This is a genomic window from Methanococcus aeolicus Nankai-3 (genome assembly GCF_000017185.1).
In the GTDB taxonomy this organism is placed as follows: domain Archaea; phylum AGJL01; class Methanococci; order Methanococcales; family Methanococcaceae; genus Methanofervidicoccus; species Methanofervidicoccus aeolicus.
The window spans coordinates 1,282,895-1,307,303 of sequence record NC_009635.1; the positions used below are offsets into that span (position 1 = coordinate 1,282,895).

Annotated in this window: 31 protein-coding genes and 6 tRNA genes; 23 read left to right on the forward strand and 14 right to left on the reverse strand. The window is 31.5% G+C overall.

From position 1 onward, the window contains the following. Positions 1–212: 212 nt before the first annotated feature. The 7 genes from vhuD to comE all read left to right on the forward strand — a co-directional run bounded on the left by vhuD (position 213) and on the right by comE (position 6,893). Positions 213–617, forward strand: a complete 405-nt coding sequence (gene vhuD / locus MAEO_RS06155) for a F420-non-reducing hydrogenase iron-sulfur subunit VhuD (RefSeq protein ID WP_232202519.1) — start codon at positions 213–215, stop codon at positions 615–617. Between the two features lie 318 nt (positions 618–935). Continuing rightward, on the forward strand, positions 936–1,802 hold the full coding sequence (gene vhuG, locus MAEO_RS06160; protein WP_011973923.1) for a F420-non-reducing hydrogenase subunit VhuG: 867 nt from the start codon (positions 936–938) through the stop codon (positions 1,800–1,802). 400 nt (positions 1,803–2,202) lie between these two features. Further along, positions 2,203–3,459 carry a F420-non-reducing hydrogenase Vhu subunit A gene (gene vhuA / locus MAEO_RS06165; RefSeq protein ID WP_011973924.1) on the forward strand — a complete coding sequence of 419 codons (1,257 nt, stop codon included), beginning with the start codon at positions 2,203–2,205 and terminating at the stop codon, positions 3,457–3,459. Positions 3,460–3,614: 155 nt separating this feature from the next. Beyond that, positions 3,615–3,752, forward strand: a complete 138-nt coding sequence (gene vhuU / locus MAEO_RS08055) for a F420-non-reducing hydrogenase selenoprotein subunit VhuU (protein ID WP_232202520.1) — start codon at positions 3,615–3,617, stop codon at positions 3,750–3,752. Positions 3,753–4,247: 495 nt separating this feature from the next. Next, positions 4,248–5,444, forward strand: coding sequence for a 4Fe-4S binding protein (locus MAEO_RS06170; RefSeq protein ID WP_011973925.1), 1,197 nt, complete (start codon positions 4,248–4,250; stop codon positions 5,442–5,444). 195 nt (positions 5,445–5,639) lie between these two features. Then, positions 5,640–6,317, forward strand: a complete 678-nt coding sequence (locus MAEO_RS06175) for a HisA/HisF family protein (RefSeq protein ID WP_011973926.1) — start codon at positions 5,640–5,642, stop codon at positions 6,315–6,317. Between the two features lie 12 nt (positions 6,318–6,329). After that, positions 6,330–6,893 carry a sulfopyruvate decarboxylase subunit beta gene (gene comE, locus MAEO_RS06180; protein ID WP_011973927.1) on the forward strand — a complete coding sequence of 188 codons (564 nt, stop codon included), beginning with the start codon at positions 6,330–6,332 and terminating at the stop codon, positions 6,891–6,893. Between the two features lie 108 nt (positions 6,894–7,001). On the opposite strand, the gene MAEO_RS06185 is transcribed toward comE, so the two are convergent. The 5 genes from MAEO_RS06185 to MAEO_RS06210 form a co-directional block, all read right to left on the reverse strand. Next, positions 7,002–7,694 carry a hypothetical protein gene (locus MAEO_RS06185; protein ID WP_011973928.1) on the reverse strand — a complete coding sequence of 231 codons (693 nt, stop codon included), beginning with the start codon at positions 7,692–7,694 and terminating at the stop codon, positions 7,002–7,004. 29 nt (positions 7,695–7,723) lie between these two features. After that, entirely contained in the window at positions 7,724–8,143 is a 420-nt protein-coding gene (locus MAEO_RS06190) for a hypothetical protein (RefSeq protein WP_011973929.1), read from the reverse strand. 24 nt (positions 8,144–8,167) lie between these two features. Continuing rightward, complete coding sequence (locus MAEO_RS06195; protein WP_011973930.1) at positions 8,168–9,163, reverse strand: RNA-guided pseudouridylation complex pseudouridine synthase subunit Cbf5; 996 nt, start codon at positions 9,161–9,163, stop codon at positions 8,168–8,170. Positions 9,164–9,409: 246 nt separating this feature from the next. Then, positions 9,410–10,246 (reverse strand): nitrogenase iron protein, encoded by an 837-nt coding sequence (nifH, locus tag MAEO_RS06205; protein ID WP_011973932.1) that lies wholly within the window; start codon positions 10,244–10,246, stop codon positions 9,410–9,412. A 262-nt stretch (positions 10,247–10,508) separates the two neighbouring features. Then, positions 10,509–10,582 (reverse strand) — tRNA-Phe (locus tag MAEO_RS06210). 114 nt (positions 10,583–10,696) lie between these two features. Between MAEO_RS06210 and MAEO_RS06215 the strand changes: the two genes are divergently transcribed. The 5 genes from MAEO_RS06215 to MAEO_RS06235 all read left to right on the forward strand — a co-directional run bounded on the left by MAEO_RS06215 (position 10,697) and on the right by MAEO_RS06235 (position 11,230). Then, positions 10,697–10,769: transfer RNA gene (locus MAEO_RS06215), tRNA-Asn, on the forward strand. 69 nt (positions 10,770–10,838) lie between these two features. After that, positions 10,839–10,913: transfer RNA gene (locus tag MAEO_RS06220), tRNA-Ile, on the forward strand. Between the two features lie 8 nt (positions 10,914–10,921). Continuing rightward, a tRNA-Glu gene (locus MAEO_RS06225) sits at positions 10,922–10,996 on the forward strand. 47 nt (positions 10,997–11,043) lie between these two features. Then, positions 11,044–11,128 (forward strand) — tRNA-Leu (locus MAEO_RS06230). Between the two features lie 27 nt (positions 11,129–11,155). After that, positions 11,156–11,230, forward strand: a tRNA-His gene (locus MAEO_RS06235). A gap of 76 nt (positions 11,231–11,306) precedes the next feature. Here the strand turns inward: MAEO_RS06235 and MAEO_RS06240 are convergent. The 4 genes from MAEO_RS06240 to MAEO_RS07825 all read right to left on the reverse strand — a co-directional run bounded on the left by MAEO_RS06240 (position 11,307) and on the right by MAEO_RS07825 (position 15,014). Continuing rightward, positions 11,307–12,281: a tyrosine-type recombinase/integrase gene (locus MAEO_RS06240; protein WP_011973933.1), complete on the reverse strand. Its 975-nt coding sequence runs from the start codon at positions 12,279–12,281 to the stop codon at positions 11,307–11,309. A 201-nt stretch (positions 12,282–12,482) separates the two neighbouring features. Continuing rightward, positions 12,483–14,657: an ATP-binding protein gene (locus tag MAEO_RS06245; protein WP_011973934.1), complete on the reverse strand. Its 2,175-nt coding sequence runs from the start codon at positions 14,655–14,657 to the stop codon at positions 12,483–12,485. A gap of 20 nt (positions 14,658–14,677) precedes the next feature. Then, complete coding sequence (locus MAEO_RS06250; RefSeq protein WP_011973935.1) at positions 14,678–14,884, reverse strand: hypothetical protein; 207 nt, start codon at positions 14,882–14,884, stop codon at positions 14,678–14,680. Then, positions 14,862–15,014 carry a DUF2080 family transposase-associated protein gene (locus tag MAEO_RS07825; protein WP_083756722.1) on the reverse strand — a complete coding sequence of 51 codons (153 nt, stop codon included), beginning with the start codon at positions 15,012–15,014 and terminating at the stop codon, positions 14,862–14,864. The genes MAEO_RS06250 and MAEO_RS07825 overlap by 23 nt, the downstream gene beginning before the upstream one ends. A 156-nt stretch (positions 15,015–15,170) precedes the next feature. Here MAEO_RS07825 and MAEO_RS06255 point away from each other — a divergent pair, with 156 nt between their 5' ends. The 3 genes from MAEO_RS06255 to MAEO_RS06265 all read left to right on the forward strand — a co-directional run bounded on the left by MAEO_RS06255 (position 15,171) and on the right by MAEO_RS06265 (position 16,492). Next, complete coding sequence (locus tag MAEO_RS06255) at positions 15,171–15,557, forward strand: winged helix-turn-helix transcriptional regulator (protein ID WP_011973936.1); 387 nt, start codon at positions 15,171–15,173, stop codon at positions 15,555–15,557. A gap of 414 nt (positions 15,558–15,971) precedes the next feature. Then, positions 15,972–16,271 (forward strand): hypothetical protein, encoded by a 300-nt coding sequence (locus MAEO_RS06260; protein WP_157196835.1) that lies wholly within the window; start codon positions 15,972–15,974, stop codon positions 16,269–16,271. A gap of 11 nt (positions 16,272–16,282) precedes the next feature. Continuing rightward, on the forward strand, positions 16,283–16,492 hold the full coding sequence (locus tag MAEO_RS06265) for a hypothetical protein (RefSeq protein ID WP_011973938.1): 210 nt from the start codon (positions 16,283–16,285) through the stop codon (positions 16,490–16,492). A gap of 53 nt (positions 16,493–16,545) precedes the next feature. On the opposite strand, the gene MAEO_RS06270 is transcribed toward MAEO_RS06265, so the two are convergent. Genes MAEO_RS06270 through MAEO_RS06290 form a run of 5 tightly spaced genes read right to left on the reverse strand, consistent with a single transcriptional unit; the run spans position 16,546 to position 18,807 of the window. Continuing rightward, on the reverse strand, positions 16,546–16,890 hold the full coding sequence (locus MAEO_RS06270) for a hypothetical protein (protein ID WP_011973939.1): 345 nt from the start codon (positions 16,888–16,890) through the stop codon (positions 16,546–16,548). A gap of 9 nt (positions 16,891–16,899) precedes the next feature. Next, the gene (locus tag MAEO_RS06275; RefSeq protein ID WP_011973940.1) at positions 16,900–17,376 is read right to left on the reverse strand and encodes a hypothetical protein; all 477 of its coding nucleotides are present in this window, start codon (positions 17,374–17,376) and stop codon (positions 16,900–16,902) included. Next, complete coding sequence (locus MAEO_RS06280; protein ID WP_011973941.1) at positions 17,376–17,975, reverse strand: type IV secretory system conjugative DNA transfer family protein; 600 nt, start codon at positions 17,973–17,975, stop codon at positions 17,376–17,378. Before MAEO_RS06280 ends, MAEO_RS06275 begins: the two co-directional genes overlap by 1 nt. Before the next feature lie 5 nt (positions 17,976–17,980). Then, the gene (locus tag MAEO_RS06285) at positions 17,981–18,226 is read right to left on the reverse strand and encodes a hypothetical protein (protein ID WP_011973942.1); all 246 of its coding nucleotides are present in this window, start codon (positions 18,224–18,226) and stop codon (positions 17,981–17,983) included. Beyond that, the gene (locus MAEO_RS06290; RefSeq protein WP_157196836.1) at positions 18,226–18,807 is read right to left on the reverse strand and encodes a hypothetical protein; all 582 of its coding nucleotides are present in this window, start codon (positions 18,805–18,807) and stop codon (positions 18,226–18,228) included. The genes MAEO_RS06285 and MAEO_RS06290 overlap by 1 nt, the downstream gene beginning before the upstream one ends. A gap of 231 nt (positions 18,808–19,038) precedes the next feature. Between MAEO_RS06290 and MAEO_RS06295 the strand changes: the two genes are divergently transcribed. The 8 genes from MAEO_RS06295 (at position 19,039) to MAEO_RS06325 (ending at position 24,409) form a co-directional block, all read left to right on the forward strand. Further along, a complete protein-coding gene (locus MAEO_RS06295) occupies positions 19,039–19,218 on the forward strand; it encodes a hypothetical protein (protein WP_157196837.1) in 180 nt (59 codons plus the stop codon). Between the two features lie 108 nt (positions 19,219–19,326). Beyond that, positions 19,327–19,449, forward strand: a complete 123-nt coding sequence (locus MAEO_RS08105) for a hypothetical protein (RefSeq protein ID WP_269593222.1) — start codon at positions 19,327–19,329, stop codon at positions 19,447–19,449. 10 nt (positions 19,450–19,459) lie between these two features. Then, the gene (locus MAEO_RS06300; protein ID WP_011973944.1) at positions 19,460–20,314 is read left to right on the forward strand and encodes a hypothetical protein; all 855 of its coding nucleotides are present in this window, start codon (positions 19,460–19,462) and stop codon (positions 20,312–20,314) included. Between the two features lie 10 nt (positions 20,315–20,324). Next, a complete protein-coding gene (locus MAEO_RS06305) occupies positions 20,325–20,552 on the forward strand; it encodes a hypothetical protein (protein ID WP_011973945.1) in 228 nt (75 codons plus the stop codon). A 4-nt stretch (positions 20,553–20,556) separates the two neighbouring features. Further along, positions 20,557–21,417: a hypothetical protein gene (locus tag MAEO_RS06310; protein ID WP_011973946.1), complete on the forward strand. Its 861-nt coding sequence runs from the start codon at positions 20,557–20,559 to the stop codon at positions 21,415–21,417. A gap of 122 nt (positions 21,418–21,539) precedes the next feature. Beyond that, a complete protein-coding gene (locus MAEO_RS06315) occupies positions 21,540–21,863 on the forward strand; it encodes a hypothetical protein (RefSeq protein ID WP_011973947.1) in 324 nt (107 codons plus the stop codon). Positions 21,864–21,867: 4 nt separating this feature from the next. Beyond that, a complete protein-coding gene (locus MAEO_RS06320) occupies positions 21,868–22,185 on the forward strand; it encodes a hypothetical protein (protein ID WP_011973948.1) in 318 nt (105 codons plus the stop codon). Positions 22,186–22,192: 7 nt separating this feature from the next. Further along, the gene (locus MAEO_RS06325; RefSeq protein WP_011973949.1) at positions 22,193–24,409 is read left to right on the forward strand and encodes a hypothetical protein; all 2,217 of its coding nucleotides are present in this window, start codon (positions 22,193–22,195) and stop codon (positions 24,407–24,409) included.

Genomic DNA, 24,409 nt, shown 5'->3' on the forward strand with positions numbered 1-24,409 from the left:
ATTAATATATAATATCTCAGCAAAAAAGAATAAATATTATTTATATTATTAATTTGCTTACTGGGTGGTAAGTAGAATAATAAAACAGATGATGCACTATCCGAAGGCTTAGCCAGGGTATGTGTTGATGTGGAGCTCCATGCTCTAATGAAATATATTTACATTATAAATATAGTTTTAATTTATTATTAAAATAACAAAGGCGATATTCTATGTCTGAACCAGTTATTATGTCATTTGTCTGCTATCAGTGAGGATATGGTGCAGCAGATTTGGCTGGAACAAGTAGAATGCAATACCCTTCGTCAATCAGACCTATAAGAATACCATGCACGGGTAAATTTGATATTACCTATGCATTAAGGGCATTCCAAAAAGGGGCTGATGCGGTATTTGTCGTTGGGTGAAAACCTAATGAATGTGCATTCGAAAGTGGAAACTATAGGGCCGAGGATAGGGTAAAACTCACAAAGCTAATATTGGATGAAATGGGCATTGGCGGAGAACGAATCGAAATGTACATGATGAGTGGAGCCGATGCTGGTAAATTCCTTGAAGCTTCAAATGAGATGACCGAAAGAGTTAAAAAATTAGGTCCTAACCCTCTCAAAGGCTAATTAAAACAAAAAAGGATGAATTTCATAGGGAACCAACTACGGACTTATGAAATGACTGCCTCCTATGCAGGAGGATATTAACATTATTAATTATTAATATGGTGAATCGGCAATTAATGAACAATATATCCAAATAATAAAAGAATAAAAATGTATATATTTGTAATAAATGATAAATAATATATAATTTAATCTTAGTTCATTGAACTTAGTAAATCTCAGGATTTACTGTTTATTATTAACTTAAATGTTCGCCAATTTACCATATAATCATTTTTTAGGATTTTATCCTTATTTTTTTATAGATTGGGTGATTAAATGGCAGATAAAATCAAAATGGGATTAATTCAGCTGTGCGGATGCTCTGGATGCCATATATCTCTGTTAGATTTACATGAACAATTGCTCGAGGTTCTCCCAAATTTAGAAATCGTTTATGCCCCTATTATTGCAGATGCCAAAGAAATTCCAGAAGGTATCGATGTATTCCTTATTGAAGGAGGGGCAAAAAACGAACACGACAAACACTTGATGGAAGAAATTAGGGCTAAATCAAAAACAGTTGTGGCATGGGGAACATGTGCAGCATTTGGAGGAATCCCTGGATTGGGAAATCTTTACAAGTTGGAAGATCTTAAAAAAACAGTATATACGACAGATTCAACAGATGAAACAGCAGGAACAATACCGTCTGAAAATGTGCCGGAGTTGTTAGAAGAATTAAAACCTGTTTCAGATGTTATTGATGTAGATATAGAATTACCTGGATGTCCACCTACTCCTGCAATGATTGCCAATGCAATTTTGGCATTATTGGGGGCGGAAGAATTAAATATCCCTACAAAAATTGTATGTGATGAATGTAATAGAACAAAAGAAAATGTGGCACCGGAGACTTTAAAAAGAACATTTGAGGGAACACCAGACCCTGTAAAATGTCTATATGAGCAAGGATACACATGCATGGGAATGGGAACAAAAGCAGGATGCAATGCCCTATGTCCATCAGCAGGTGTTCCATGTAGAGGTTGCTTTGGAAAAACAGATGCTGTAATAGACCAAGGTGCAGCATTAGCTAATGCTTATGCTACAACAGGAGAGGCAGTAATAAAATTGGATGATAAAGTGGCCCTATTTAACAGATTCTCACTGGCAGCTTCATTACTGAATAAAAAAGTTCAGTAATTATGTTAAATTGGTAATTAAAGGGCCTACGCCTAAAACAGATAACATAATATTATATATGAATGCATAAAATTATATAAATCGAAGATTTTAATAAAATCATTCGGATATGGCTGGCCATCCTCTATGAGTTTTGTATATTTGGTTAAAAAATCCCTTTGGGATTTTTATATCTCATCAAAATTCACTGATGATATGTTTAATCGAAGCTAACAATTTGGGAGAATACTACAAAACCGTAGGTTTTGTTTGGTATTAGCTTTAACTAGGATGTCCATCGATTTACTATTTCTCTCCCATATCTGCCATATTTATATTGGCGACCATTATTGGAAGATAATTTTATAATTATTTAATCTCATTATATTTATATGTTATAATTAATACACGGTGAATCCAAATGAGTAAAATTACAATTGAACCAATATCCCGAATTGAAGGGCATGGGAAAGTTACAATTACATTGGACGACTCAGGAGCTCCCACCGATGTTAAGTTGCACATAACAGCACTAAGAGGATTTGAACAATTTGTTGTTGGAAGACCCGCAGAGGAGGTTCCAAGGATTGTCCCAAGAATCTGCGGTATATGTCAAACTCCACATCACTTAGCATCCGTTAAAGCTGTTGAGGCAGCATGGGATGCTGAGGTTCCAAGTGCAGCTAACAAAGTGAGGGAATTAATGCATTTAGGAAATATGATTCACAGTCATTCATTACATTTCTATTTCCTGGCTGCTCCTGATTTTGTAATGGGCCCAGATTCAAACCCCGCTACAAGAAACATAGTTGGAGTAATCGGGGAAGCTCCTGATGTCGCAAAACAGGCAATAGCTTTAAGAAAATTTGGTCAAACCATAGTAGCAACCACCGGGGGAAGACCAATACACCCGGTAACAGGTATTCCAGGGGGATTGTCAAAATCATTTGCAGAAGCTGATAGAGATGCATTTTTGGCTGAAGTAGATACAATGATTGAATATGCTCAAAATGGAGTAGCATTAATTAATTCATTAAATGAAAAATACGCAGATGCTACTAAATCATTGGGTGTAATTGATACTTGGTATTTAGGAATGGTTAAAGATGGAAAACATAATTTCTATGAAGATACACTTAGATTTGTATCTCCTGATGGAAAAACAAAACAAGAATTCAAACCAGCCGAATATCTTGATAATATTGGAGAGCATGTTGTAGAACACAGCTATTCAAAATATCCATACAATAAAAAAGTAGGATATCCTGATGGATTATATAGGGTAGGTCCATTGCCAATGCTAAATGTATGTGATAGTATGGCAACACCACTTGCAGAAGAAGCAAGAAAAGAATTTGTTGAAACATTCGGAGCTCCTGCAAATCAATCATTAGCTTACAACCATGCAAGATTAATAGAAATATTGGCAGCATGCGAAAGAGTTAAAGAATTGTTAAATGATGGAGAAATTACTTCAACCGATGTTAAAGCAGAAGTTCAACCAAAGGCAGGAAATGGTGTTGGAGCAATATATGCACCAAGAGGAACGCTATTCCACAACTATGAAACAGATGACAATGGAATAGTTATAAAAGGTAATATGATTGTTGCTACTACCCACAATGTGCCAACAATGGAAAAGGCAATTCAACAAGCTGCAAAAGAAATATTTAAATAAATCTCAAAATTTTCGGAGAAAATTTTGAATTTTGAAATATGGAGATAATTGATTATTATATATATTATTTGCACATTGGTAAATTATCAATTAATGAATATTAATTATTAATCAATTTATTCTCATAATTTCGTCAAATATTTGATGGTGAAAATATGGAAATTGAAGAAAGCAAACTAAATCTCATTGAGATGGTTTTAAGAGCATACGACCCTTGATATTCATGTGCTGCACATGTTATAGTTAAAAATGAAAAGGGAGAAGTTATATTTGAGATAAATAAGGAAGAATAATATATCATTCAACCGAACCTTTTTAGGAGGTTGTCTGATTATATTCTATGATTATATATTTTAATATTTTACATAATATTTTCTATTATTATCTAATATGGGTTTTTAGGAGCTCCGAAGATAGTAAATCAACAATTAATGTCATATGTGGTTGTTAATAATATTTAGGTTTATAGTTAATCTTCAAAAACTGTCCCTTTATTGTCCAAATAATTATGCGATAAGGCCTATTAATAGAATATAGTATTATTTGCATAAATATGGAGTGAAATAGTTCAAGATTGACTATATTATCGTTATTATTCTATATGGCATAATACCCTTAACAGATATATATTTAATGTCAAATATCCATGATTTATTATAATATACCATTTTTCTATTACTTTATATTAAACTCTATATTAATGATATATTATAATAAATATTCTAAAATCACTAACTAATTATATATCAATTGATTATTTTATTTTTATTAGATTATGAGGGATTATAATGGCAAGTTCAAATCAGGGAAGCAATTGTAATAGTTTCTCAAAAGATGTTGCTGCAATTGAAATTCAAGAAAAAGCCTGTCTGGTATGTGATGCATGTAAGGAAATATGTCCTACGGAGGCAATCGAAATAGCACCATTTAATACCTGTGTGTTATGTTTGTCTTGTGTAAATGCATGTCCAACAGGAGCTTTATGTGTTATAAATGACACAATAAATTACAACCCCATAAAATGTACTAAATGTGGAGCATGTGCAAAAGTATGTACCACAGGAATTAAAAAGGTAGATGATAGATTACCATATTCAAAAGGACACTGTGTATTATGTGAATTATGTGTTGGAATTTGTCCTATTGATATAATTTCAATACCTAACAAAATAGATAATCCTAAAAAAGAAATTCCATCGCCAAAAGAGGCAATTGTTGTAATGGACAATTGTGTTGGCTGTGGGGTATGTCCTCCGGTATGTCCAGTTGAAGCCATAACAATGGAAAATGATAGGGCAGTAGTTGACACAGAAAAATGTATTTACTGTTCAGTATGTGCTCAAACATGTCCCTGGAATGCAATATTCGTAAATGGAAAAATGCCAACAAAAAGACATAAGAAAATAGACTTTAAATTAGATTCTGAAAAATGTATCGGCTGTATTGCCTGTGCAGAAATTTGTCCAGGAGATATGATAAAAATTGATTCTAAAAATATTGCTGTGGAGCTCCCAAAAGCATGTCCTGCATGTGGATTATGTGTTGGAGTTTGTCCAGTTGATGCCCTATATCTTGATGTAGATTATGATCCAGCAAAATCTGTAAATGAAGAAGGTCTTGTAATTGTTAATGAAGATTACAACACCCTGAAAAAATGTGCAGAGGTTTGTCCTACTGATGCCATAGTTATAAATGAGGAATCAAAATCTGTAAAGATGTGTATTGTATGTGGAGCATGTGCTACAACCTGCCCAACAGGAGCATTAAAAGTAGGAAATATTAAGCACAATGGAAAAGACTACAATAGAATAGTATTTAATCCTTCAATGTGCAACAGTTGTGGGGATTGTGTAGGCGTCTGTCCAATGGATACATTAGAATTGGTAAAAGAAGACAAACACCCTATAAAAGGATATTGTGTAATGTGTCTCATATGTCTTGAAAAAGCAAATGAGATAAAGAAAGGAGTTTTAGAATTGAAATAAATATACATTATTATTAATTATTTTAATTTTTTTACATTATATTATATATTTTTTTAATTAAATGATTATATTTTTTCCTAAGTTATATTTTTTTATATTATATAATTAATTATTTTATTATATTGATATTATTTTATTGGCAAATTAAAGATATGAGGCAAATAAAACCATAAAAAAGGATATAAATGTGATACTATGGAGATAATCCCTGTAATTGATATTATGGATAACATGGCAGTTCACGGAAAAAGTGGGGACCGAGATAACTACAAACCATTGAAATCTGTTTTATGCAATTCTTCAAATCCTGCGGATATAATAAATACATATAAAGAAAATGGGGCAAAAAAGGTATATATTGCCGACTTAGATGCCATAATGGAAAATGGAAATAATTTTGAATGTATTAAAGAATTAGATATCTATAAAATTGTAGATTGTGGCATAAAAAATAAAAAAGATATACAAAATTTAGAAAAATTAAATTTTTGTAATAAATTAATAGTTGGGACCGAAACTCTTGATGATTTGAGTATATTAAATAATGAAAATATTATTTTAAGTCTTGATTATAAAGACGGAAAATTATTAAATTATGAATTGGAGGAAATATTAAATAATATACAGCATAATACTTCTTTAATATTATTGGATATATCTTCCGTAGGCACTCAAAAAGGAATTAATATAGAATTAATAAAAGAAATAATACAGAAAAAGAAAGCAACAAATCCCCTATATATCGGAGGAGGAATAAAAGACGAAAACGACTTAATGGAAGCATATAGTTTAAATGTAGATGGTGTTTTAATAGCCACTTCAATTCATAATGGAACGCTAAATTTAAAAGAAATAATTGAAAAATATAAATAAATTGGTGATAATTTGGACAATACACTAAGAAGAATTGATATAATAAAAATATTAATGGAATATGTGAAAGATGAATTAATAATAAGCAATATAGGATTTCCCAGCAAGGAGCTCCACCACATAAAAGACAGAAATGAAAATTTTTATATGCTTGGCTCTATGGGGTTATGCTCTTCGATAGGTTTAGGTTTGGCATTAAACACCGATAAAAAAGTAATTTCAATTGATGGAGACGGATCTGTTCTTATGAATTTGGGAACATTATCTACAATTGGACATACAAAACCTAATAATTTTATTTTGTTAATTGTGGATAATTCTGCCTATGGTTCAACAGGAAACCAGAAAACACATACAAACAATACAGAATTAGATAAAATAGCTAAATCATGTGGATTACATACAATTAAAACTAAAAATGAAAAAGAGCTAAGAGATGCTTTAACTAAGGCACTAAAAGAAAATAAAACCACCGTAATAGTGGCAAAGGCAAAGGCATATAATGAAAAAACAAAGAATATAAAAATTCCGCCAGTTGTAATAAAATATAGATTTATGAATTCTGTTAATGGGTAATTACGATAGGACAAATAAGGACAGTTATTAAACTTACTAAATATGGGAGCTCCTAAATAATAGTTTGTTCGAGAACTTTTTAAACGAAATATGCCATGACATATTAATTTATTTTATATTATTTAAAAAACATTTTATATCTTTTATTTTGTTGATTATTGGATAACCAATAATTATATCATTTTTATTTTTTAATTCTTTAATTTTATCTGTATTCTCCAATGATAATATAAAGTCCCCCCAATTATTGCCATTATAATTTTTTCTACGATTTAAATAATCCTGCATTGATTTTAAAATATCGTGGTTCATTTTTTCAACAAATGGAACATAAATAGCCTTATCTGAATTGATTTGAGGATATTTTCCACCATACACAGAATAACTTATTAAATTATTTTCTTCAATTATATTTTTTACAGTTTTTTCAATACCTTCAGTGCCAATCCACAGTTGAATATTTGGGCATTTATCCATAGCGTTATTTATTAAATCTAAAATTATTTTGTTTGGTGTGTTTATTTCTTTATCTGATAAATAATAATTATTTCCCAATACTATTGATATATCAAAATCATAAGAAGAATATATATCCAATAACTCTAAGGCATCTTTTCTTTTACTTTGAATTGTTAAAACACATTTTTTTAAGTCGTTTAACAGGCTTTCATTAGTTAGTGGTATGTTTTCTGCATCTATAATATGATAGTCATAGACGGAACTAATAATATTATTTAATTCCAACAATTTTTGAAAATCATTATTTATTTTGGTTAATTTTGTAGCTATTCCATATTTCATATTTTCATTCTTTCATTTTTTAAATTATTTTATTTTAATTTTTTAAATTTTTCGTAGATTTTTAATCCGCCTTCTATCGCCCTACTTCCAAAGTAGAATGCGATAACTATTCCAAAAATCATTTGAACCGAACTGAATATTTTTTCATCAACCGGTTCAAATAATGTATAAATATATAGTATTGTCATTATTATTGTCAATGACCTTCTAACTTCCTTTGTATCTAATAATTTATCTTCTGAAATTAAATTTATACATTTATCATCAATATTTTTAATTAAATTTTTATTATATTCATTTTCAGAATTATTATTTTCTTCCATTTTTAATTCTTTTTTTAATGAAATTAATTTATTGACTAAATATTTTCGTTTTAACTGCCCGATTAATTCCAATCCAATTAATAAAAAAATAAATAATACGATTAAATGCATTGCTTGGAGTCCCATAACTCCACCCCTCATAATTATTTATTATTTTTTCTTTTTCCACATTTTAGGATATGTATTTGGACTCATAAAAATCCTTTCAATATCTACAATAGGTTCTTTATATTTTTCCCTATTATCTTCTTCGTTTTTACTTTCTTTTAATACATTTTTGGTGTTTAATAGTGCCGTTCCTATTCCTATTGCCTCCCCTTTTAATGTTTCAATTAATACGGTTTCGTCTGCCCCTATTCCTTTACTTAATTTGGATACTCCGTTTAAATATACATTTGCACCATGGCATATAGCATCTACTGCACTATCTTTAACAATTATTTTATTGATATGTTGAAGTCCATATTCCATAGGTTTTATTATTTTTCTTAGTTCTGTTTCGTCCCCGTTTTCTTTCCAAAAAATATATGCATCTGTTAAATCCTGCAAATAAACTATATCTTTTTCTGTGAATGGTCCACTTACAATTCTTCGGAGCTCCTGCATATGTGCCGAAGTTCCAAGTGCTTCCCCCATATCTTCGGCAAGTGTTCTTATGTATGTTCCGGATTGACATCTTACTCTAAATAATACATCTCTTCCGTCTTTTTCAAGCAATTCTAATTCGTAAATTTTCCTAATTCTTAAACTTCTTTTTACGGCGGCTTTTAAAGGCGGTCTTTGAAATATCCTGCCTGTGAATTTTTTAAATATTTTTAATAATTCCTCCTCTTCCGTATCTCTATGTAAGTGCATTAAACAAACATACTCCTTAGGAATCATATGCCACACAGATATACATTTTGAAGTGTTTTCCAGTGCAACAGGCAATACGCCTGTCACTTTTGGGTCAAGTGTTCCGCCATGCCCTGCAAGTTTTAGCTTTAATATATCTCTAACCCATGCAGATACCTCATGGGAAGTTGGTCCCGATGGTTTATCTATTACAACAATACCATTTTTAAGGAGCTCCCCTATTGGTCTATTGTATGGGTCGCAACCATATTCATAATTTGTCTTTGATTCTTCCTTTGTAATTAATTCCAAAAATACCACCAAATATTTTATATTTATTTTATACAAGTTCTTTATTTTATACTTTTTTAATTTTTTTATTTTTAATCAGTTTTACAAATTTTAAAAATCCCATAAAAAGCCCTATAAAAAAGCCAATAACAATAAAAATTTTATTATCATAATAATGGGCAAATAAATATCCAATTATAAACCAAATTATAATTGATAAAACAAATTCATAAGCTATTTTTATCATGCTCTACCATTAAAGAGTATTTAAATGGTATTTTTAATTAAATCGTCTATTTTTTCAGTAATTTCATCAATTCCTTCTTCAGATAAAGGTTTTGGAACAACTTTTTTATCATTTTTATATATTGTATCGGCAAGTTTTCTAAAAACCTCTGAAACATCACTATCTGGCGCATATTCTATTACTGTTTTTTTGTAAATTTCTGCCTTTGTAATAATATTACTCATTGGAACCTTTCCCATTACATTTGTTCCAATTTTTGAGGCAAATTCTTCTACAATAGATGGCTCATTTATTACACTTCTTCCACTGTATATAATTCCCCCCAATGCTACCTTTCCCCTATTGGCATATCTTTTTATTCCTTTACATATGTTATTTGCTGCATAAATTGCCATTGGGTCGCAGGTTGTAACAATATAAACATCATCTGCAAGATGTTTCTGTAATGGCATGGCAAATCCGCCACATACTACATCTCCTAAAATATCGTAAATAATTACATCGGGTTTTATTGTTTCAAATGCTTCCAATCTATTCAATATATCTATTGCCGTGATTACTCCCCTTCCCGCACAGCCTACGCCGGGTTCGGGTCCTCCGCTTTCTACACAGTAGGTTTCACCAAATCCTTTAAAAACAATATCTTCAAGTTCCAGATTGTTGGCACCATTTTTTCTAAGGGCATCTAAAACTGTTGGAATTTTCCTTCCCATTAAATTTCTTGTTGAGTCTGCCTTTGGGTCGCATCCTATGACCATTACTTTTTTACCAGATTCCGCTAGTGCCGCCGCTATGTTTGATACATTTGTAGATTTTCCAATTCCTCCCTTTCCATAGACGCAAAATTTTCTAACCATGTTATCACCAAAAAAATATTATAGTATGTTCGAGAACTTTTTACATTATATAATTAATAATAAATAACAATATATTGATAAGTTTATATGTACATATTGCTTATTTTTATGGCTTATAAAAGGACATATTTTTCGAACACACTATATTCAAACGAAATATGAGTGAATATGTTATGTGGCATGGAGCTCCATAATATTTTATATATGCAATTAATTATTTAAAATTATTTAAATGTATGGATATATATGAGGTTAAAAAATATGCCGTGGGGGTGATTCGAACACCCGACAACTGGATCTTCAGTCCAGCGTTCTCCCAGGCTGAACTACCACGGCAAAACTATTCACATCTAAACATTAGATTCATAGTATAAATACTTTTCGCCGAAAAGTTTATATATTAAAAGTGTAATTGTTATTGTGCTGACAAGATAGAGAAGCAGATGAAATGCCCCCATAGCTTAGTAGGTAGAGCGACGGACTGTTAATCCGTAGGTCGCAGGTTCGAGTCCTGCTGGGGGCGTTCTTTTTTTATGATGGCATTATTACAAAATTAATTATAATTATTGTATATTAATTATCTGTGATGTGTGGGACCATAGCTCAGCCTGGTTGGAGCGCTCGGCTCATAACCGAGTGGTCAAGGGTTCAAATCCCTTTGGTCCCATAATTAATGCTCCAGTGGTGTAGTCCGGCCAATCATGCAGGCCTTTCGAGCCTGCGACTCGGGTTCAAATCCCGGCTGGAGCACTTTATTATATTTATATTATATTTAATGTTTTATCGGTAATTGGTGTGCAGGGGTTGTCGAGCCTGGCCAAAGACGCAGGACTTAGAATCCTGTCCTATAGTGGTTCCAGGGTTCAAATCCCTGCCCCTGCATTATTTATATTATTTATTATTACTGTGGCCGGTGTAGGGTAGTGGTTATCCTGAAGGACTGTGGATCCTTCGACCCGGGTTCGATTCTCGGCACCGGCCCCATTACTTTTTTAACGATTTTAAGAGTTATTTAGTCTTTTTTTATATTTATTTTTTTTAAAATTTTAGTCCTTCTACCTTACATAGTCCCCTTATCTAAGTCTTTCTGAATTTCTTTTAATAATTTCTTTTTTCTACTATTGGAGTGTGCATAAATCATAGTAGTTCTTATATCCTTGTGTCCTACATAATCTCCAACAATATCCAAACCATAGCCCTTATTTAACAAATCTACCACCCTTCCGTGTCTAAGGGAATGTAGTGTTATTCGTTTGTTTTTTGGAAGAGTCCCCCTACCTACTAACTTATTTACGGTCCTCTTAAATACCTTCCCAATCCAATAATCACCAACTTTGCCATTATGTTTATTTTGAAATAAATAGTCGTTGCTCTTTTTTGATTTCATATAATAGTCTATGTAATGTTTTAATGCCTTCAAAGTGTCATAGGCACATACTGTTAATCTTACTTCTCTGCCCTTTGTGTTTCTGAATTTGAATATTCCCTTTTGGAAGTCGCAGTCTTTGAGCTTTAAGTTTAATATCTCTCCTATCCTTGCTCCCGTGTCATATGTTAATCTTATTATTAGTGCATCCCTTACCTTTGTTGCACTATTGGAATTTAGTATTTGTTTTATAATTTCATTTACTTCCTCGGAGGTTAGCTCGTCGAAGTGTTCCACTTCGAACCGTTTGAATTTCCCCAGCTCTTTGCAGTATTCTTTAAACTTTACATATTCTGATGAGTTTTTTAAGAACATCACTTTATAGAACACAGATAGGAACTTGTAATAATGGTCTTGTGTATTTATGGAGATGTTTCTTTCTTCATTTAAGTATTTGAAGAACATTATAAAGTCATTGAATTCTAATTCATCTGGCTCTTTTTCCAAAGTGTTAAAGCAGTAATTGAGAAACACTTTTAATCGTATTATATCATTCTTCAATGTAATTTCTTTAATATTTGCAAATTTTCTAATTTCTGTGAATTTATCTACCCATGGTTTTGTTTTATCTGCTTCTTTAATGAGGAGGAGCTCCTCGAAGTCCTGCATTTTTCCACACCTGTTAGCATTTTAGTAAGTAAATATGAATATTCTAAACTGAAATTTTAATTTTAACCATATTATGACACAAAACGGTAGGGTTTTGATGTCATATTGGTGATTTCATCACAATATCTTATAAATTCTCCATTATGTTTTGTTATTACCATTGCTATTTTTCCCATGCCTTCTTTTATCATATTTTCACCTCTATGTAGTACGCCAATACCCAAATTTCGGGCTGTATATCTCTCCTCGGATAGATAATACTTCTAAAATACGCTCTACTTCCTCAATAGTTATGTTGTATTCCTTTTCTGCCCGTTCGAATATAATCTCTTCACTTACTATGTCCTTGCATTTGTTTTCATCTTCGATAATTTTTAATACCTGTTCTGATTTTTCCCTTTTGCTCTTGGGTATTCCATAAACTTTATCAATATCTATTTTTCCAGTTTCTGGGTCATAAGATATTTGCTCTAAACAGAACTGCATAAGTTCTATTGCTTCCCTTGCATCTTCGGTATCAACTTCATTCTTTAACCTGGCTTTGGCTACCACTTCGGATAATCTTATAAGTGATTCAGCCTGTCTTGTTGTAATTGTTATGGCTCCATTTTTTGATAATTCCCTCATTTTTAAGTAGTAATCAATGATTAATTCTTCTGCTTCATCTGATATGGTTGGTTTGAAATTTTCATCAACATAATGAAGATACTTTATTAACAGTTCATCGGAAAGTTCAACGCCGTTTATTTTTATCTTTTTTTCAGTTCCTTTTATTTTTTCATTTCCACTTCTTATTATGAATTTTAAAATATCTTTATCGTTTTCATTGTCTGGAACATCCCTTAATGGGAATATTAAATCAAATCTTGAAAGTGTTTCGGGTTTTATAGGGACTTGTTCCATAACTGATAGGTTTGAGTCATACCTTCCTAATTTTGGATTACATGCTGCCAATGTTGCACATCTTGCAGGTAGTTCAAGGTTGTTTTGCATCTTTGTAATTTTTGCCATTTGGCTTTCCATTGCATCATGGACATAAGGCATTACTTCTTTATTATGTGTAAATTCATCTAAACATACGGTTCCCCCATCTGCTAAGGCATAGATACCCGGTTTTACTACCCATGATTCCCCAAACTCTGTTTTTTCTTTATTTATACCTCCAATTAATCCTGCCCCTGATGCTCCTGACATTGTGGCATACTTTGTGTTTGGAAGTTTTTTAAGTTGGTGCATCATTGTAGATTTTCCTACTCCTGGGTCTGTAATTAAAAGAATATTTAGATTCCTTCTTTTGTCTCCTTTTTCTACCCCTTTAACTTGCTGTAAAAATATGGCTTTCTTTACCTCATCCATTCCCTTTGTTTCCCTGAGCATATAGTTTGCTAATTTTTCTATAACTTCTGGGTCTTTTGCTATTTTATAGATGTTTTCAATGTCATCTTCTGTGATGTTAATATCGATGTTGTCTATTTCTTCGTATCCAAATGCGTATAAGTGTATATCTGCAACAGATGTTCCTTTTTTGTATTTTTCAATTGGCACTGCAACTACTCTTAACTTTCCAGAATATATTGGTTCTGAATCTTCAAGGAATAATGATGCAGTGTGTTGTTTCCCATCTTGTGAAACTTCCAATTGTTGGACAATTAATTCTTGGAATGTTATCCTACTTTTTGAGTCAATTGTCATTCTTTGATTTGAACAGTTTGGACAGGATACTTTCTTTTTTTCAGGGTCTTCCCAGAAGTCAAGTTTTACAGTTCTTTTAGTTCCACATTCAAAGCACAGATATTCCGCTTCCGTTGTTCTTGATTTGTTCTTTGATGCTTGAACTATTGAACATTCAAATTCTACAAGTTTTCCTATGTCATTTGCTCCTATTTCTGAAAGTTTCTTTTTTGATGTTAGGAGGTTTGTTATGAATATGTGTGTTATGTTCGTTTCCTCTGCAAATAGTTCTTCGTATGTTTCTTTGTAAATGTTTGTTAGTATGTTCCTTGCTTCAAAAGGATTGTTTTTTATAATATCACTTAATTCTGCTAAATGAGGGAATGACAATATAAATTCTTTAATGTTAAAGGTTCTATTATCTGGGTTCTGGTGTAGGATTAGTTTAAAGTATTCTTTTATTTCTTGGCTATGTTCGAATAGGTATGCATCTACATCAGATATTAGTTCCTCATTCTCATGTTGTATTGAAAGTATTTTTTTACCGTTTATTGTTTCTTCTTTTATTTTTCCTTGTTGGATAAGTCTATTTTTTGCCATAGATACTGCATTTTTCTTGTGATTGTTGATTAATCTTGTATAGATTTCGTCCCATTCAGTTATTCCATTTTCGATAAGTTTAAGTATTTCTTCTGATATACTCATAATTACCCCTCTTTTCTTAATCAATATATTTTTGATATATTTTCTCTATCTCTTACAGTGTCCATTAAATACTCTATTTTATCGCATTGTGTTATTTTATTTTGATATGATTGCTCTAACACATTGTCCCATTGTCCTTTTTTCTTGCATGCTTCCTTCCATTCCATTAGTGCATTTTTTAACTCCCTTGCTTTTTCCCTTACTTTATCTCTTTCCAGTGCAGTCATTTTTATCCCTCTTTTCTTTTTCATTTTCAATAATAATTTTGACCTGTTTCCCAATAAATTTTTTAGGTATTGTTATATGTCCTGTGTTCCCTGTTGGTTTAACAGTTTTAATAATTTCAACTTGTGCCATAGTTCCACCTAAAATATTGTTAGTAATAACCTATTGGTTAGATATGGATAACCAATTATATAAAGTTTTCGATTTTTGGTTATTAATAACATAAAAGTTTGAAATAATATTTATGGGGGGGCAGGATATATAGTTATAAACTAAAAAAGGGAAACTATGGATTTATTAAAAATAATATCAAAAAAGAATAATAGATTGGTTTTAAAATTATTATCTCAGTATAATAAACTATATTATAGTGCCATAAAAAAAGAATTAGGGATATATGATAAGTTATTAAATAATGCATTAGATGAATTAGTTAATGTTGGATTGGTTAAAAAAGAAATAGAAAATCCCAAAGTAAGAACCTCAAAAGTTTATTATTCCCTTACCGGTTTTGGAAAAAAAGCAGTTAAACTATATGACTATGCAGAACAGTTGGAAAAGGAACTGGAAGAAGAACTGGAAGAAAAAAGTTTAATAAGTATTAATGGCAGTGTTGGTGATAACAACATCATAGCCAACAACATCCAAAATTCCAAAATCTCTTTTAAAAAATAATCGTAATCCCTGTCATTGTAGTTTCTTTTAAGAAATCATAAATAAACTTTATTTTAATTCATATTAATCAATTCATGTGAATAACTATTTGTTCATTCACATAAAATGAGTAATTTTAAAAGAGTATAGCTAAAAACAATATATATAAATCCTTATTCACACATTCACGCAAAAAATTTTTATGAGTAAATTTTTACCTTCGAAACCTAAAAAATTACATACTCAAACATAAAAATTGCACTTATGAAAAAATTGCGTGAATAAGTGAATGAGTTAGTATCATTAAGTAAATACTAAAATACCTTATAAAATTCGTTGGATTGTGTGAATGAATAGATGTCTATTCATGTGAATACGAATTTTTATAATAAGGAAAAATTGAATAAAAAATATATTAATATGATGGGTGATATATTGGTAATTGATAATAATTCAATATGGGATATTTTAAAAGTATTTTTTGGAATGATTCTTGGGATTGGAATAACAATTGTAAAATACAAATATTTGACAGCCCATGATAATCAAAAAACTATTGCAGAAATGAAGGGAAGTTTTGACGAAAGATACAAGAATTGTGATAAAAATTTCAATGAATTAATTAAAAGGATTGAACGATTGGAAAATAAGTATGAACATATTGACAAGGGCTTTGGAAAATTGGAAGTATCAATACAATATTTTGAAACATTTATTAAAAAAATCGAAAAATAGATGGTGGTTATATGTCAAACTTAACGGATTATGAAATCCAGAGAAGAAGGGAGCTCACACAAAAACTTTATGATAATACCATAACCCCAAGCGAAGCTCAGGAACTTACTGAAATACTTGAAAAAGAAAAGAAAATAGCAGAAGAGAGGGATGAAGTTTTAGCATTAGTTGGTATTGTTTTACTGTTGGGCATGGCAGCTTATTTTTTATCTAAGAAATAATTTCAAATAAATATTTTAAAACAATAACTGCCGCAGGAGGTATAATTATATACTTAACCAGTAAGTGGAAGGTTATTTCTTTTATTGCCATTTTCATCAATTTTTTTAATATCTCTTTTTTCTTCGTATCCTTCTGAAACATCTTCTTTATCTTCAACACTACTATTATTTTCAACAGCATGCTTATTTTTACGATTTCGTATATACTCCTGTGCATGGTTCTTTGCATTATCGATGATAAGAAAAAATTCATCTGGATACAGTGCAAAGTATCCAACCACCAAGGATATTAGAATAAAAACCATATACCAAATATGTCCTAAAACTGCAAAAAATACGGTGTTTAAGATTACGATAATAAAAATATATAAAAATATTTTCTTTTTTTCATTATTCATAAGTTCCACCTAAATAGTTCCAATATTATCAGAAGGTATCTGGCTGGATATAACATTCCCTGCTGCATGTTCTGCCCCACCAAACCACCAACCTATGATGAATAGGATTACAACTATTCCCATAAGAATCAATATATTAATTACATTCCCTATCATGTAGATTACTACTGCTTTAATCCAACCAACTTCAAGACCATCTTTTATAGATTTAAAAAATCCTATACTTCCAACAACACCTGCTATAATTTTAAGGAGTAAAATATATTTGGACATAGAGTAATATATAACGATAAGAGCTCCTGGAATTAAAACAATTAGTTCATAAAAGATTGAATTAATCAATGCCGATGTCAATATGATGATTGCCTCAAAATATGAAACATCTTTATTGAATATTCCACAACTCATTTTAAATCCAATAGCATTTATTGCAGTAATTATTATAAGTCCCATAACGACAAATGCGATAATTGCAATTACATCCATTATTCCACCAATTTAGCATTTAACCCAGTTATATATATGTAGGCATGGTCATTTTTTGAATGTTTTAACTTATCAGTTAATTCTTTATTTACTTTTCTATACCTGTCCCAATCCACATCCTCCGCACACTTGAACAATACTTTTATCTGACAGTTCCCAGTTATTGTTTTATCAAGAAGTGCTATTCTTTGAGTGATTACAACCAGTTTTAAACCTCTTTTCCTACCCCTTGTTATAAGTTCCAACAAACCACTTGATAATTTATACTGAGCTCCTCCGCAAAATCTTGCCTCATCTATTGCAATGATACAACCCTTTACATTATCAAATATTTTTTGATACAGTCTGTCCAACTGTTCCAGGTAATTATCTTGTCTTAAATTAGGAACATATCTTATAATAGGTTTAGTTCTTAAATCATTCAAAATGCTTTTGGTGGAAGTTTTGTATATGCCATCGTATTCGTCTTCTGGGTCAATTACTACTACCTTTACTTTTTTCTTTATTGCAGGTTTTAAAATATTCCTTTTAAAATATTCTGATTTTCCAGTTCCAGATGCTCCATTAATTATGATGTGTTTTATATTTGCTCCTGCCATAATTCTCACTCTTCTATTTTGTCAAGAACATCTTTGAATTTATCTCTATATACATAAGATACAATAGTTATGTGTTCAGATTTTTCAACAGCACCTATAAAGAAGTCGAACAATTTTGCATTTGTAAATCCAAGCATCATCTTTGCCATTTTAATTAAATCCTTATTTGCTTCAATTTCCTTCTTTTCATCAAAATTAAATTCTTTTAATACTTCTTTTGAATCTATATCAAATATTTTAATTTTCATCATTACCAAGCCTCCGCATATATTCCTGTTTCAGTTATTCCTACATTTTGCAAATCCTGTTCTTTTTTAATATCTTTTTTATTTTCTTTATTTTTAACATTCTTAACTTCTTTAATCTGTCCGTTCTTTTTCTCCATTTCATTTAAAACACCTTCAAATTCCAAAGTCAAAATAACCAATTGAATTAAAAAACTTATGTCGTTCGCCTTTTGAACTTTCTTATATAATTCTGCATTTCTTGCAATTGTTTTTTCCATACATACACAAATACGGTTTATGGCGTCCTTTCGTTCTTTCACAAAATCCATGACTACTTTTTGTTTATTTTCTATGTTTTTATGTCTCATAGCCATAACAAATAGCATAACCAATATTATGCTTTCTAATAAATCCTTTATTTTTGCGGTTTCTTCGGATATTTCATCGGTTTTTATTTCTGTTTCTTCATCTACACCATTATCGGAATTTTCAATAATTTCAAAGTCTTTTAAGTCTTCTTCAATTATCGATTCTGTGATACTGTCAATATCTGGTTCCGATGTTTCAACTTCATGATTTTCAGAGCCTTTTTTGATTTCAATCATAACCACCACTACCATATTTAGAATTTACACCAAATTTTATGTAAAAACACTTTTTTATGCTCTGTCATTTTCAGAAGTTTCAGAAAACCATTAAAATAGCGAAGTTTCGGAAGTTTCAGGGAACTACTGGTTTTACTAAAAAGATAATGGTTAAAAATCAAAATAACACTTAATTTATATGTAAATTCTATATCAACTATCAAATCAGGAGGTGTAATAATGCTTGAAACTATGTCTGCTTTTGACCTTGGTTTTCTCCTTGTTGCAGGAGCTTCATTAATAGCTGGTTCCGCAGTGATGGGGATGAAAGTGAAAGATACAGCATCATCCGTATATCATGAAAGACACCAGGACAATAAAATCAAAGAACATGACATGAAACTTTCACATGTGGAAGCCAAAAATAAATAATTTAGAGAAAGATAATCAAAAATTACGGGAAAGAATAGCATACTTAGAAGGAGCTATTGAAATGTTAAAAAATAAATAATAATTTTTTCTTTTTTTTTAGGTGATATTATGAAAGTAATGGGCGTAGATATAAAAAAAGCGGTAATATCAGCAGTTATATTTTTTATAGTATTTATGGCATTGAGCTCAGGAATTAAAGCAATACTTCCAGGAGAACAGGATTTAATGTAATGGTGATATTATGATTGGAGTTGTAGAAAAAATAATTGGTTCAACAGTCAAAACAATAAATGCAAAAGATAAAATGCAATCATATTTAAAAGAGAGTTATATTTACAACGCATTTTATTTTAATGTGGATTTTGATGATAATGCTGAATTAACAGCAGATACACTTAACCAAATAGACATTGGAATATACGCAGGAACAAAGGATAAGAGTTTCTTTTTAGGAACTTTGCTCGATCTTAATGTGCTTTCATTCTTGCAGAATGGAAGAAATATAGTTGATATTGCAAAGAAAAAAGTAAAATCAGCATTGACATACGATTATGATGATGATACTGTGAATACTGCAATATATCCTTACCTCCTCCCAGATTGCCAGATTGAAATTACCAACAAATTAGAAAAGCAAGTTAAGGCAACACTTGGATATATTGGATTGGATACTACAAGTTATGTCCAGTATGTAAAATCAAAATATGGAGGTCAAATATCAGAGGAACAACTCAAAGCACAATTAAACGCATCAATAAACAAAAGAATATTCACAGGAAGAGGGGAAACACTCACAGCAACAGAACAGACATTTACAATATCCTCTGCAAATGGATGGTATGATAGAATTATAATCTATGTTCAAGAAGGAAACATAAATGAGTTGGAGCTCCAATCACTTCAAACAGTTGTTGAGAGAAATGATATGGAAACATTAACTGATATAGCATTTTTAAGGAACGATAGAGACCCTACAAAATCAGTGCCAAAACAAATAGCAATAATTGAAAATTTACCGGCAAGTCATAATTTAAATCTAACAATAAATGGAGATAAAGATACTAAATTTAGAATATTGACTGAGAGAATAGTTTAAAGGTTATAAGATGATAGCACCTAAAAGAATTCTTACAGCTTCAAGAGATTTTGTAGTCAAAAATCCACGATCCGCAACAGCAGTTGCAGGTATTGGTGGGCTAGGGATTGGATGGGTGGGAACAAATGCAAAAAGAGATATTGAAGATGCATTCCAACCCAGAAAGAAAAAATCATTATCCAGTCTTATTATTGTTTTAGTCATAGTTAGTGCAATTGTATATGCAATGAAGAGATGATAGTATGCTTCCAGTAGGTAGAGTAGCAAGAAGGATGAATAAGCCCAGACCTCACAGAAGACCAACCAGGAGAACACACAGAAGACCAACCAGGAGAACACACAGAAGACCAACCAGGAGAACACACAGAAGACCAACCAGGAGAACACACAGAAGACCAACCAGGAGAAGGACACCACCACATCATATTAAAGCATCCAGTAGGACACCCAAAATTAATAGTAAGATACCTAAAATCAGAGTTCCAAAAATAAAAGTTCCAAAAATAAAAGTTCCAAAAATAAAAATGCCCAAATTAAGAAGAACCCCAAAATTAAGAAAAGGGATAAATGAACCAAATGTTTCAAAATGGGACAAGCTAAATGGAATAGTTGGTGGATTAGGTATAGCAGCCACTGGTGCAGAGCTCTACATGATGTCAAAATGGATGGGAGATTCTGGGGACACAGGATATGAAGAAGATGGCCATGGAGATATGGGGTATGGAGATGGAGGCTACGGTGGAGGTTATGGAGATGGAGGCTACGGTGGAGGGTATGGAGATGGAGGCTACGGTGGAGGCGGATATATGGATAGTTTAGGCGATGCATTAGGAGATGCTACTTCAGATTATCTTCCCGATAGTGCATTAGACCCGGGAGGAGATATAGAAGATGGAACACTTACGCCAACCGATGACGGTGGATATGTTGATGGTAGTGGAAATTATTATACTCCAGACCCGGAAACTGGGGAACTTATTAACCCAGAAACAGGACAACCATATATCCCAAAATCGACAAAATATACTCTTGTTGGTGTAGTCTTAGTTTTAATTTTAATAGTTGGTGTGTGGATATACAAAAAGAGAAAAAAGGGAGAATAATATGTATGTTTTAACTGGGAATGTAGAAGAAACCCCCGGCGAACGAGAACGATTACTATCTGAAAAGCAAAACTACGGGATTTATTTTATTGTCATAATAATTTTATTAGTGGTGTTGTGTTATGGGCTCTATAAACGCAGTGATAAGTGATGTGAGTAATGTAAATAACTTAACCGGGGTCATAACTACAACCGGTAAAATAGAACATAATATTAACAATTCATTCAAGATTTTAGGGATAGTATTTTCTGGGTTTCAATCTGAAAGCCCCGCTATCCTGGGTGTAAAGCCTGATGATTTTGAGTTTATGAATATGTATGTATTTAAAGGAATATCTGGTGCTATGGGATTGAAAAGCCCGATATATAATCAAAAGGTAATAATTGAAACAAGCGGAGTAGTTGAAGCTCCTATATATTATACAATAGTTTATGAGTTGAGGTGACTAGATGGCTGAAACAATAGGAACAATTAACACGAAAGGACAATCCGGGGAAATAGTAATATCAGTCCCTAATGACCTATGGGATAATAAAAACATATATTCAATCGGTGCGGATATAAGTGGTGATGATTATCAAAATGGAGTAAGAGTTCAGTGCATATACAATAGAAGATGGACAGATATTTCAGACAGAACGACTAGGTGCGATAGATTAGAAAATTTAAATAACACAGGAAAAATTAGACTAAACATAACAAAAGAATACAGCAATACAGTTAGGGTTTACTGGATAAAAGAAGAAGTCCAAGAAGAAGACCGTTAGGGATACTATGAAGTATAATTTTTACATCTATCCAGGGGGGAATGCAAAGAAAATAATATTAAATCCTATTTTAAAGGATGCTTCCATATATGAAATAAACCCCAATGGTGCAGGTGGTGAATACTTAATAAAACCAAATATTGTTAGTGAATACTTAATTAACCCTATTTTAAAAAATGCTGTAAATTATGCCATAAACCCCACAGGAGAAGTTAAGGGATATTTGATAAAACCAAATATTGTTAGTGATTATTTAATTAACCCTATTTTAAAAAATGCTGTAAATTACATTATAAATCCGTCTAACGAAGTTAGAGAAAATCTTGTTATTCCAGATAATAATGTTTTGGAAGTGGAACTTTCAGGTTCTGGCAATCCCATAACCCAACTATTCACATCTGCATCACATCAATACAACATAACTCCATCCAGTGTTGTTAGTGAGTATCTAATAAAACCCAGTGTTGTTAGTGAGTATCTAATAAATCCTATTTTAAAGGATGCTTCCATATATGAAATAAACCCCAATGGTGCAGGTAGTGAATACTTAATAAAACCAAATATTGTTAGTGAATACTTAATTAACCCTATTTTAAAAAATGCTGTAAATTATGCCATAAACCCCACAGGAGAAGTTAAGGGATATTTGATTAATCCAACTTTAAAGGATGCTTTGATATATGGAATAAACCCATCTAACAAAGTTAGAGAAAATCTTGTTATTCCAGATGATAATAATATTCTGGAATACATTATAAAACCAACTGCTTCTTTTTACATTTATCCAAATGGAAATGTGGATGACTTCAAAATAATTCCATATTATAAACTGTTCGGAGGAGGAGCTCACGAATATAATACAGCAAACACCTACACGACAACATTTGTAGGTAATGAAATATTTTCAAGTTCCACAGAAAACTTTGAAGTTCCTAATTTATTGGATATTATAGATTACCCATTTAACATTCCAAATTTTAACATTTCAGACATAAAAATTTACACAGGATATTTATATTTCAATCTAACAATCGAAACTTTTGGATATGGATTATGGAGAGGCTCAAACTTATGCAGTGCTCCAAGTAGCATTATGGTTTTTCCATCGGCATACAAGCTCAATAATGGAAACACATATTGGGGAACTGACATACAACCTAATATGGGAAGCATAAAAAACAGCCACATAGGATTTTTCGGTTCAAAAAGACGGGATTTATTGGCAGAATGGGGGATAGATGATGCTCAATATATACAATTCATTAAGAATATGGCGTTGGAATGGATGAAATTGATGAGTGATTATGGGACTGAATGGAATAATCATTTGTTAGATACTCCCAAAACGGTAAATATTGCAAGAGGTATGGAATATGCAAGTAATGTAATGGATGCAGTTTCCTCTTATGGAGTAGAGGGACTGATGCAGTTAGGTAAAGAAAAAATTGGCAACACATACGAAGAGATTAAGGATAATCCTGAAACATTGCTATATATTGGATTATCTTATGCTGTTGAAGAGGTTGCGGGTGCGGTTTTGGCTGGTGTTGGGCTATCAGCAGGACTGGCTTTTGCGGGTGCATTACTTGTAGGGGTAACATTTCCAATAGACCAACTTATGGACGATTGGAAAGAATGGAAAAAAACACATGGAACAGGCTGGCAAAGTTATGCAGGATTTGCATGCAATTATATTGACCCTACAAACCCCGATGGATTATGGCATGATTGGGCAGAAAATTGCTTAGATTTAGCAGGCTCAATTGCGGACTGGTTGGGATTAAATCCCTCTGAAAAGAGTTGGGATGATTGGTATAATGAACTGTCGGAGTATTCTTATAATTCTATAATTGGTGAAGAATTAGAAGAAATATCATTTATGGTTAGGGATTGCGGATATTCCACGGCTTCTTATGATGGATGGTTAATGAAAAAATATCATTTGGTAAATGCAAATTCTTTTCAAACCCCACAATACGAACTAAAACAAATGATTTCCTTACCTAATGGAGATATATTTTTAAAACCATTAGATTTTAATGCAGATAAATTATTTAATAGACCCTTTACGAGTTTAATAATCTTAAAAAATTGGGAAAAGGATTATCCTTTATTATCGCAAGTTATAGAAAATAATGATATTTCAACATTCTATATTTGTTCCTCTTATCCATCATATATACAAATGCAGTTATTCAACATACCTAAAATTAAATTAGGGTGA